Annotated in this window: 9 protein-coding genes; 3 read left to right on the forward strand and 6 right to left on the reverse strand. The window is 71.9% G+C overall.

What is annotated here, in order from left to right:
- Positions 1–108 precede the first annotated feature (108 nt).
- Positions 109–270, reverse strand: a complete 162-nt coding sequence (locus DW309_RS19575) for a hypothetical protein (RefSeq protein ID WP_168387248.1) — start codon at positions 268–270, stop codon at positions 109–111.
- Between the two features lie 85 nt (positions 271–355).
- On the opposite strand from DW309_RS19575, the gene DW309_RS11010 reads away from it, so the two are divergent.
- Positions 356–1,327 carry a GlxA family transcriptional regulator gene (locus tag DW309_RS11010; protein ID WP_136045398.1) on the forward strand — a complete coding sequence of 324 codons (972 nt, stop codon included), beginning with the start codon at positions 356–358 and terminating at the stop codon, positions 1,325–1,327.
- A 118-nt stretch (positions 1,328–1,445) separates the two neighbouring features.
- On the opposite strand, the gene DW309_RS11015 is transcribed toward DW309_RS11010, so the two are convergent.
- Positions 1,446–2,144: an NRDE family protein gene (locus tag DW309_RS11015; RefSeq protein WP_136045399.1), complete on the reverse strand. Its 699-nt coding sequence runs from the start codon at positions 2,142–2,144 to the stop codon at positions 1,446–1,448.
- A 136-nt stretch (positions 2,145–2,280) separates the two neighbouring features.
- Between DW309_RS11015 and coaBC the strand changes: the two genes are divergently transcribed.
- Both coaBC and DW309_RS11025 read left to right on the forward strand, forming a co-directional pair.
- Positions 2,281–3,480: a bifunctional phosphopantothenoylcysteine decarboxylase/phosphopantothenate--cysteine ligase CoaBC gene (gene coaBC / locus DW309_RS11020; protein ID WP_136045400.1), complete on the forward strand. Its 1,200-nt coding sequence runs from the start codon at positions 2,281–2,283 to the stop codon at positions 3,478–3,480.
- Between the two features lie 120 nt (positions 3,481–3,600).
- Entirely contained in the window at positions 3,601–5,817 is a 2,217-nt protein-coding gene (locus tag DW309_RS11025) for an ATP-dependent Clp protease ATP-binding subunit (protein WP_136035153.1), read from the forward strand.
- A 57-nt stretch (positions 5,818–5,874) separates the two neighbouring features.
- Here the strand turns inward: DW309_RS11025 and DW309_RS11030 are convergent, their stop codons facing one another.
- The 4 genes from DW309_RS11030 to DW309_RS11045 form a co-directional block, all read right to left on the reverse strand.
- Complete coding sequence (locus DW309_RS11030) at positions 5,875–7,386, reverse strand: APC family permease (RefSeq protein WP_136045401.1); 1,512 nt, start codon at positions 7,384–7,386, stop codon at positions 5,875–5,877.
- 124 nt (positions 7,387–7,510) lie between these two features.
- Entirely contained in the window at positions 7,511–8,098 is a 588-nt protein-coding gene (locus DW309_RS11035) for a nitroreductase family protein (RefSeq protein ID WP_136035155.1), read from the reverse strand.
- Positions 8,099–8,204: 106 nt separating this feature from the next.
- The gene (locus tag DW309_RS11040; protein ID WP_136045402.1) at positions 8,205–9,692 is read right to left on the reverse strand and encodes a glycosyltransferase; all 1,488 of its coding nucleotides are present in this window, start codon (positions 9,690–9,692) and stop codon (positions 8,205–8,207) included.
- A gap of 60 nt (positions 9,693–9,752) precedes the next feature.
- On the reverse strand, positions 9,753–10,105 hold a 353-nt coding region (locus tag DW309_RS11045), incomplete at its 5' end, for a LysR substrate-binding domain-containing protein (protein ID WP_240753187.1).

Raw genomic sequence — 10,105 nt, forward strand, 5'->3', positions numbered from 1 at the left:
AGGGGCGGGCGGCGGTGGCACGGGTGCGGACTCGGCGGGCTGCTGGGGGTCGCTCATGCCCCGAGCGTAGCCGCGCCGCCGTGGCGCGACGAGGGGGTTGTGCGACGGTCAGCGGTAGCCGTGACCCGGCTCGGCCTGCTGGTGCACGTCGCGACCGGAGACACGGCTCCAGTCGGTCGGGGTGGGGCGGTAGCCGTCGCGGCGCAGTTCGACGATCGTGGCGACGACCGCCCATCCGGCGATGGCGAGAAGCGCGATGATGAGTATCATGGCAGAAAAGCTACGCGCGGCGGGTTACGGCCACGAGTGGCAGAAACGACCCTCTACGACAGAAAACTGCCAACCAGGAGAGTGCATGAAGACGGTCGCCTGCGTCATCCAGGACGGATTCGCCCCCTTCGAGTTCGGTGTCGCGTGCGAGGCGTTCGGCCTCGACCGCTCGGACGACGGCGTGCCGAACTTCGACTTCCGCATCGTCGCGCCGGAGCCCGGGGTCGTGCGCTCCAAGATCGGCTTCTCCGTCAATGTCGAGCACGACCTGACCTTCGCCGACGAAGCCGACCTCGTGGTGTTCTGCCCCGTGCCCCGCTCGACCTGGGGTCGTATCGACGAGCGCCTGACCGATCTCGCCCGCGCCGCGGTCGACCGGGGGGCCTGGGTCATGAGCGTGTGCAGCGGATCGTTCATCCTCGCGGCGGCCGGGGTGCTCGACGGGCGCCGTGCCACGTCCCACTGGATGTACGCGCACACCATGGCCGAGATGTACCCGCGGATCGACATCGACCCCGACGTGCTGTTCGTGCAGGACGACCGCATCATCACCAGCGCCGGGACCGCCGCGGGCATCGACGCGTGCCTGCACCTGCTGCGCCAGGAGCTCGGGGCCGAGATCACCAACCGCATCGCCCGCCGCATGGTCGTGCCGCCGCAGCGCGACGGCGGTCAGGCGCAGTTCATCGACCGCCCCATCCCGGTGGCGCCGTCGGACTCCCTCGCCGCGGTCGCCGACTGGGCCGTGGAGAACCTGCGCGAGGAGCTCAGCGTCGACCACCTCGCCGGCCGGGCGCTCATGTCGCCCCGCACGTTCGCGCGGCGCTTCAAGGCCGAGTACGGTGCGACACCCGCCGCGTGGCTCGCCCGGCAGCGCATCATCCACGCGCAGCGTCTGCTGGAGCGCACCGACCTGCCGCTCGAGCACATCGCCGGCGAGTGCGGCTTCGGCTCGGCGGCCGTGCTGCGGCAGAACTTCGCCAGGGTGCTCGGCGTGACGCCCACGGCCTATCGGGCGCGGTTCTCCTGCGCGGACGACGCGGTGCCCGCGGCCTGAGTCGCGGCATGCCGGGTCGGTGCCGGGCGGTGCGGGGTGGATAACGGGCCGGGGGAGGCGCGGGAAGGCGCGGTTTCGATCCGGAAGGCCAGGGCGCCGCGGGTCAGGGTGCCGCGGGTCAGGCGGTCCAGTGCGCGGGGGACGGGAGGGTGACGTCGCGCACCTCGACCCCCGCGGGGGTGACCGCGGCCACGGCGTACAACAGCGACTGCGTCGGATACCCGTGCGGACGGTTGTCGCGGATGATCGCGCGGTCGTCCTCGGGTGACAGCTCCGCGGAGGCCCCGAGCAGCGCCGTCCACTCCGCGACCCAGTCGGCGCTCGCCGCGGCGGGCCCGAGGGCGCGGAACTCCGGCAGCCACGCGGTGATGCGCGGCGTCTGCTCGTCGTCGAGGTCGTCGTGCGCGATCATGTGGGTTCCGGGCGTCACCGGGGTCTCGCGCAACGTCGCGCCGTCCCACGACACCACCCGCGCGCCGTCGGGCCCGACCTCGAGCAGGTTGAACCCGTGCATGCGGGGGAGGCGCTGCGGCGAACGACCCGACACCGATTCGAGCGGCAGCGATCCGCGCGATGCCGCGGGGCCGGGGAGGTCGTTCACGTCGGCACGGTTGAGCAGCACCGCCAGACGGCGCTCCTGCGGGTTCACCGCGAGCCAGGCCCCGCCCGCCCGGCGGTCGCGGATGCCGATCACCCCCGGATACTGCTCCGGCCACCACGGGCCGAGCGCGTCCCACTCGCGGTGAGGATCCTCGTCTCGCACGGCCAGGAGCCGTGCCGAACCGGCAGTCTCGACATCGATCACGACCGTACACACCCTCCCGAGTCTAGGTCGCCCGCGCGCGCCGGGGCCCTCCCGGCGCGGCGTCGAGGACGTGCGCGGGACCGGGCGTGCCCGGCCCCTCTGCGATCCTGCAGGCCCGGGCGGGGGTGGGCTGGGGCAGAATCGAGACGTGAACATCGTGGTGGGGGTCACGGGCGGCATCGCCGCCTACAAGACGGTGCACCTGGTGCGCCTGCTGACGAAGGCGGGTCACGACGTGACAGTGGTGCCCACGGCGGACGCCCTGCGTTTCGTGGGGCTGCCGACGTGGGAGGCGATCAGCAGGCACCCGGTCACCACGAGCGTGCACGACGATGTGGCGAAGGTGCGCCACGTCGCGCTCGGGCAGGCCGCGGAGCTCGTGGTGGTGGCGCCCGCGACCGCCAACACGCTCGCGAAGATGGCCGCCGGGCTGGCCGACGACCTCCTGGGCACCACCCTGCTCGCGACCGAGGCGCCGGTGCTGGTGGCCCCGGCGATGCACGCGGAGATGTGGCGGCACCCCGCCACGCAGGCGAACATGGGAACGCTCCGTGAGCGCGGCGTGCACGTGGTCGGTCCGGCCGACGGCGAGCTGGCGGGTGGCGACAGCGGTCCGGGGCGGATGGCGGAGCCGGAGGAGGTGTTCGCGGTGGCGCAGACCCTCCTCACGCCCGGCGACCTCGCCGGCGTCCGGGTGGTGGTGTCGGCGGGTGGCACGCGCGAGCCGATCGATCCGGTGCGCTTCCTCGGCAACCGTTCCAGCGGGCGGCAGGGGGTCGCCCTGGCCGCCGAAGCCGCCGCCCGCGGAGCCGAGGTGACCCTGGTGGCGGCGAACGTGTCGGGCGACGTGTGCGAGGCCGCGCGGCATCCGGGCATCCGGGTGGTCACGGTCGGCACGGCCGCGGAGCTGTCCGCCGCGATGGCCGAGGCGGCCGCGGACGCCCAGGTCGTGGTCATGGCGGCGGCGGTGGCCGACTACCGCCCGGTCGAGGTGTCGGCGCGCAAGCTCACGAAGGACACCGGGGGCGTGCCGCCGATCGAGCTCGTGGAGAACGAGGACATCGTCGCCGGGCTCGCGGCCGCTCGGCGCGCGGGGCAGCTCGTGATCGCGTTCGCCGCGGAGACGCCGGAGGACGAGGCCGAGATGCTCGACCGAGCCCGCGCGAAGCAGCAGCGCAAGGGGGTCGACCTGCTGGTGGTGAACGAGGTCGGCTGGGACCGCGGCTTCGAGCGCGCGGAGAACACCGTGCACATCCTCGGTCCTGGCGGTACCGCCGCCGGCACCGCGTCGGGGTCGAAGCGCGAGGTCGCCGCCGCGGTCTGGGATGCCATCGTCCGGGAGAGGTGACGACGGGCTGGAGGCGCGACCCCCGGAATGGTAAACTTGAGTCAACACGGCTCAACTTTTATCCCGTCCCCGGACTTCGGCGGCGGGGCCGACCAGAAGGAGTACCTCCAGGAGGAGCGCATGACCACCCCGCAGACCGGATCCCCGAACCAGGAACAGCAGTCCGCCCTCGAGCAGTTCGGCATCAACCTGACCGACCGCGCCCGCGAGGGCAAGCTCGACCCCGTCATCGGACGGGACAGCGAGATCCGACGCGTCAGCCAGGTCCTCACGCGTCGCACCAAGAACAACCCGGTGCTGATCGGCGAGCCCGGCGTCGGCAAGACGGCCGTCGTCGAAGGGCTCGCGCAGCGCATCGTCGCGGGCGACGTGGCCGAGTCGCTGAAGGACAAGGAGCTCGTCACCCTCGACATCTCCGCCCTCGTGGCCGGTGCCATGTACCGCGGGCAGTTCGAGGAGCGGCTGAAGCAGGTGCTCAAGGAGATCACCGAATCGGACGGGCGCGTCATCACCTTCATCGACGAGCTGCACGTGCTCATGGGCGCGGGCGGCGGGGAGGGCTCCGTCGCGGCCTCCAACATGCTCAAGCCGATGCTGGCCCGCGGCGAGCTGCGGCTCATCGGCGCGACCACGCTCAACGAGTACCGCGAGTTCATCGAGAAGGACGCGGCCCTGGAGCGCCGGTTCCAGCAGGTGTACGTGGGAGAGCCCTCGGTCGAGGACACGATCGCGATCCTCCGCGGCCTCAAGGGTCGCTACGAGGCGCACCACGGGGTGACGATCTCGGACAGCGCCCTCGTGGCGGCCGCCGCCCTGTCCAACCGGTACCTGCCCGCTCGGCAGCTCCCGGACAAGGCCATCGACCTGATCGACGAGTCGATGTCGCGGCTCAAGATGGAGATCGACTCCTCCCCGGTCGAGATCGACCAGCTCAAGCGTCAGGTCGACCGGCTCAAGCTGGAGGAGCTGGCCCTCAAGCGTGAGAAGGATGCCGCCTCGAAGGAGCGCCTCGGCGCGCTGCGCGAGCACCTGGTCGAGCTGGAGAAGGAGCTCGCCGGCCTCGAGGCCCGCTGGGCGCGCGAGCGTCAGGGGCTCAACCGCGTCGGCGAGCTGAAGAAGCAGCTCGACGACGCCGTCACCCAGCGCGACCTCGCGATGCGCAACGCCGACTACACGAAGGCGTCCAAGCTCGAGTACGAGACCATCAAGCGGCTGGAGCGCGAGATCGCCGAAGCGGAGCAGGCGGAGGCGACCACCTCGACCGAGCCGCGCATGGTGAACGAGCAGGTGACCGAGGAGGACATCGCCGCGGTGATCGCCGCCTGGACGGGCATCCCCGTCGGGCGTCTGCTCCAGGGCGAGAGCGAGAAGCTGCTGCACCTGGAGAACGAGCTCGGCAAGCGGCTGATCGGCCAGAAGGACGCCGTGAAGGCCGTGTCCGACGCGGTGCGCCGCTCCCGTGCGGGCATCAGCGACCCCGGCCGTCCGACCGGATCGTTCCTGTTCCTCGGGCCGACCGGTGTCGGAAAGACCGAGCTGGCCAAGGCGCTCGCCGCGTTCCTCTTCGACGACGAGCACGCCATGGTGCGCATCGACATGTCGGAGTACGGCGAGAAGCACTCGGTCTCCCGGCTCGTCGGCGCCCCTCCCGGGTACGTCGGCTACGAGCAGGGCGGTCAGCTCACCGAGGCCGTGCGGCGGCGCCCGTACAGCGTGGTGCTGCTCGACGAGGTGGAGAAGGCGCACCCCGAGGTGTTCGACGTGCTGCTGCAGGTGCTCGACGACGGCCGCCTCACCGACGGTCAGGGTCGCACGGTCGACTTCTCGAACGTGATCCTGATCCTCACCTCGAACCTCGGCTCGCCGATCCTCATCGACCCCGTGCTCTCGCCCGACGAGAAGCGCGAACAGGTGATGGCGCTGGTGCGGCAGGCGTTCCGCCCGGAGTTCCTCAACCGGCTCGACGACATCGTGATGTTCAGCGCGCTGAGCGAGGACGACCTCGCGCAGATCGTGGAGCTGTCGGTCGACCAGCTGCACGACCGGCTCAAGGACCGCCGGCTCACGCTCGCCGTCACCCCGGACGCGCGGGCGTGGCTCGCCGAACGCGGCTACGACCCGATGTTCGGTGCGCGGCCGCTGCGCCGGCTCATCCAGACCGAGGTGCAGAACAAGCTGGCCACGGCGCTGCTCTCCGGTGGCGTGCGCGACGGCGACACCGTCCGCGTGGACGTGGCGGCCGACGGCTCGGGACTCGTGCTCACGTCGACGACCCCCGAGCCCGAGCCCGCGGAGGATGACGACGACGTGATCGAGGCCGAGCTGCTCGACGACTGAGACTCCGTCACCACACGAGAGCCCCGTCCCGGAAACCCGGGGCGGGGCTCTTCGCCGTCAGTCCGACGGCCGGCTGCGGAGGCCGCCGAGGGCGTCGCGCTCCAGCTCCCGGCCGATCAGCGAGTGCCGGCGGGAGTAGGCGAAGTAGATCACCAGGCCCAGCGCGAGCCAGATCGCGAACCGCACCCAGGTCTCGGTGCTGAGGTTCAGCATCAGCCAGAAGCAGGCGATCGCGGAGATCCACGGGAGCCAGGGCGACAGCGGCACCGTGAACGGCCGCTCCAGGTCGGGGCGGCTCTTGCGCAGGATCGGCACCCCGATGCTCACGAGCACGAACGCCGAGAGGGTGCCGATGTTGATCATGTCGCCCAGCACCTGCACGTCGGTGAATCCGGCGATGATCGCGATCACCACCCCGACGATCAGCTGGATGCGGATGGGGGTGCCGCGCTTGGCGTCGGTCACGCTGAGCGAGCGGGGCAGCAGGCCGTCACGGCTCATCGCGAAGACCACGCGCGCCAGACCCATGAGCAGCACCATGACCACCGTGGTGAGCCCCACGAGGCTGCCGATCGCGATCACCTGCGCCGCCCACGTCGCCCCGACCAGCTCGAACGCACTGGACAGCGACGGCTCGTCGAGCTTGGCCAGCTCGGTGTACGACACCATCCCGGTGATGACGATTGCGACCAGCACGTAGAGCACGGTCACGATCACGAGCCCGAGGATGATGCCACGCGGCACGGTGCGCTTGGGGTCCTTCGTCTCCTCGGCGCTGGTGGCGACGACGTCGAACCCGATGAACGCGAAGAACACCAGGGCCGCGCCGCTGAGGATCCCGAACACGCCGTAGATCGACGGGTCGGCGCCGGTCATGAAGGAGAACAGCGACTGCGTCCAGGCGCTCTCCGAGGCGACGCCCTGCTGCGCCGGCGGCACGAACGGGGTGTAGTTGGCGCCGTTGATGAAGAACAGCCCCACGACGATGACGAACAGCACGATCGCGACCTTGATGACCGTGAACACGCTGTTGACGCGGCTGGACAGCCGCGTGCCGAGCGCGAGCAGCACGGTGAAGATCGCCACGATCACGACGGGACCCCAGTCGAAGCTGAGCGGGCCGAGCTGCAGCGTCATCGGGATCTGCAGGTCGAACAGCGACACGGCGTCGCCCAGGTAGACGCCCCAGTACTTGGCGATCACCGCGGAGGCCATCAGCATCTCGAGGATGAGATCCCAGCCGATGATCCAGGCCAGGAACTCGCCCAGCGTCGAGTACGTGAACGTGTATGCGGACCCGGCCACCGGGATGGAGGAGGCGAACTCCGCGTAGCAGAGGATCGCGAGACCGCAGACGGCCGCCGCGATGATGAACGAGATGATGACGGCCGGGCCCGCGTGTCGCGCGGAAGCCTCGGCGCCGACGGAGAAGATGCCGGCGCCGACCGCGACCGCGACACCCATGACGGCGAGATCCCACACGCCGAGGGATCGCTTCAGCGATCTCTGCTCGTCGTGGGTCTCGGCGATCGACTGCTCGACGGACTTGACCCTGCGCTGGAATGCCATGCCGACGATTGTAGGTGCGGGGGGTCGTGCCGCACCCCTCACAAAAGGCCGCCCCGATACGGCGAGGCCCGGCCCCGTGCGGGGACCGGGCCTCGCCGCGGCGGAGCGCCGGCGTGCGCGCGACTCAGGCGCTGAGGAGCACGGTCTCCGCGATCGGGCGACGCACGCGCGGGGCGACCTCGCGCTCCTGCAGCGGCTCGGGCAGCGCGGCGATGTCGCCCAGCTCGCCGAGCGCGATGACGGTGGTGGGGGTGAAGCGCGGCTCCAGGTCGGCGAACTCGCGCACGACCTCCGGGTCGAAGCCGCTCATCTGGTGCACGACGAGGCCGTCATGGTGCGCCTGCACGGAGAGGTGGGCCACGGCCTGGCCGAGGTCGTACAGGGCGTGGGTGAGCGGCGTGCCGTCGGCGGTCTCGGTCTCGGCGATCGCGACGATCAGCGCCGCGGCGTTGCCGGCCCACGCCTGGTTGAAGCCCATCAGCGCGTCGACGATCTGCGCGTGGAGTGCGGTGCCGCGCCGGGCGACCAGGAAGCGCCAGGGCTGGGTGTTGTTGGCGGAGGGGCTCCAGCGGGCGGCCTCCAGGGCGGTGGCGAGCTTGTCCTCGTCGATCGCGTTCTGCGCGTCGTAGGCGCGGGGGCTCCAGCGGCCGGCGAGGACGTCGAGGACGGGGTGCTCGGTCGGGGCGGTGCGGTCGATGACGGGAGTGCTCACGGAAGTGCCTTTCGGACGGTGGGATGGATCGGACGCCGTCGTCCGGGCTACTCCCCACCCAACTCATACATGCGCATGCATATTCCCGCGCGTCAGCGGCGGATGCTCAGCGGCCGAGCGCCCACCGGGCCCGGCGCCGCACCACGCCCGCGAGTCGCCGCGCCCGCACGCCCATCGGCTGCTCTCGTGCGGCCGTCAGCAGCTTCGCGTCGTACGCGGCCCGGAGTTCGCGCGCCCACCGTCGGGTGATCGCCCGGTCGGAGAACTCGGCCGCCCTGGCCCGCGCCTTCCTCCGCATGCCCTCGACCCGCCCGGATGGCATCGCGGCGAGCTCCGCGATCCGCCGGGCGAGCCCGTCCACGTCGCCCTCGGGGAGCAGGAAGCCGTTCACCCCGTCGCGGATCATGTCGGCCGGGCCGTAGCGGATGTCGTAGGCGAGCGGGATGCACCCGGCCGCCATGCTCTCCACGAGCACGAGGGGCAGCCCCTCCGACGTCGAGGTGAGCAGGCTGAACCCGGCGGTCGCGAACTCCTCCCGTGCGTGCGGGTCGAAGCCGCGCAACCGGATCCACTCCTCGGCGCCGAGATCGCGGATGCGCGCGGCCAGCTTCGGCTCGTCCGGGCCCTCGCCGATGACGTCGGCCTCGATCCGGGCGTCCGCGGTGTGGGCCGTCGCGAGCGCCTCGATCGCGTGGCCCAGGCGCTTGCGCTTGTCCAGCGACGCGACCACCACGCCGCGGGTGGCCGGACGGGGTGCGGAGACCGCGGGCGGCAGCGTCACCTCGTTCGGGATCGTGCGCACGCGGGCCTGCACGCCCAGGGCGGCCAGGTCTTCCACGAGGTCGCTGCGCTGCCGCTCGGTCAGCACCACGATCTCGTCGAAGTCTCCCGCGCGCCGCAGGACGCCCTCCCGGGAGGCGCGGAGCGTCCGCGGGCGTCCGGCCACCCGGTGCGAGGCGTGCACGATGTGCAGGGTCGTCACGTGGTCACGGCGGTATCCCGCGACCGGTCGCGCGGCGGTCTTCGAGTCGACCAGCAGGAAGCTCGCGCGCCCCGCCGTCAGGCGGTCGAACCACCAGCGGTACAGCCCCCAGGTGGTGCGCCAGGAGCGCAGCGGGGTCCCGTCGACGCCGTAGACGACCACGCGCCGCTCCGCCCCCTCGCGCTCGGTCGCCAGGAGGGAGCCGTCGCGGCGGAACCGGTCGACCGACAGGTGTCCGTCCCCGTCTCGGCGTGCGCGGCTGAGCACCACGCCGTCGTGCTCGCGCACGGTGTCGTCGTCTTCCGGGGCCAGCAGCGGCGGCAGCGTCGGGATGACGCCCCGGGGTGCGGGAGGGGTGGCACGCAGCTCGTCCCACAGGTTGCGGATGCGCAGCCCATCGATCAGCTCGCCCTTCGCCCGCAGCCGCTCCGACAGCTCGGGGTAGTCGGGGCCGTCGTCGAGCGTCAGCAGGTCGACGTCGACGCCCCCGATCCGGCGGAACGAGCGGGACCGCCGCAGCATCGCGCTCGTCATCCCCCCGTACTGCTCCGTGATGCCCCAGGTGAGGGCGAAGTACCGGGCGGCCGGGAGGCGGGGAGGGAAGAGCGACATCTTGCCGAGGATAGCCCGGGGCTCTCCGGGGCGCGTCCTCCTCGCGGATGACCGGGCGGATCAGTCGAGGAGGTTGTGCGAGGCGGCGTCGGCGAGGGCGGCCCGCACGGCGCGGATCGACGGGGCGGCGGCCGACACCCGTCGCGCGGAGGAGAAGATCTCGCGGCGCGGGGAGCGCGGCAGCGGGGAGAGGTCGACGGTCGGGGTGTCGCCCGCCCACACCAGCTCGGGGAGCAGCCCGACGGCCAGCCCGGCGTGGATCAGGCGGATGTGCGCCGTGAGGTCGGCGAGCTCGAAGCGCACGTCCGGTTCGAACCCCGCGGTGCGGCACAGCTGCTCGGCCCAGGCGCGCGAGGCGGTGCCCGCCGGCTCCAGCACCCAGGGGGCCGTGCTGGTCGACCGGAGCGTCGTCG

It is taken from the genome of Microbacterium sp. K41, from assembly GCF_004794395.1.
GTDB lineage: Bacteria > Actinomycetota > Actinomycetes > Actinomycetales > Microbacteriaceae > Microbacterium > Microbacterium sufflavum.

What these genes read in the sequence shown, in the direction of transcription:
- DW309_RS11040 (WP_136045402.1), bottom strand. Translation starts at nt 9,692, where the DNA reads ATGTCGCTCTTCCCTCCCCGCCTCCCGGCCGCCCGGTACTTCGCCCTC.
- DW309_RS11010 (WP_136045398.1), top strand. Translation starts at nt 356, where the DNA reads ATGAAGACGGTCGCCTGCGTCATCCAGGACGGATTCGCCCCCTTCGAG.
- DW309_RS11025 (WP_136035153.1), top strand. Translation starts at nt 3,601, where the DNA reads ATGACCACCCCGCAGACCGGATCCCCGAACCAGGAACAGCAGTCCGCC.
- DW309_RS19575 (WP_168387248.1), bottom strand. Translation starts at nt 270, where the DNA reads ATGATACTCATCATCGCGCTTCTCGCCATCGCCGGATGGGCGGTCGTC.
- DW309_RS11030 (WP_136045401.1), bottom strand. Translation starts at nt 7,386, where the DNA reads ATGGCATTCCAGCGCAGGGTCAAGTCCGTCGAGCAGTCGATCGCCGAG.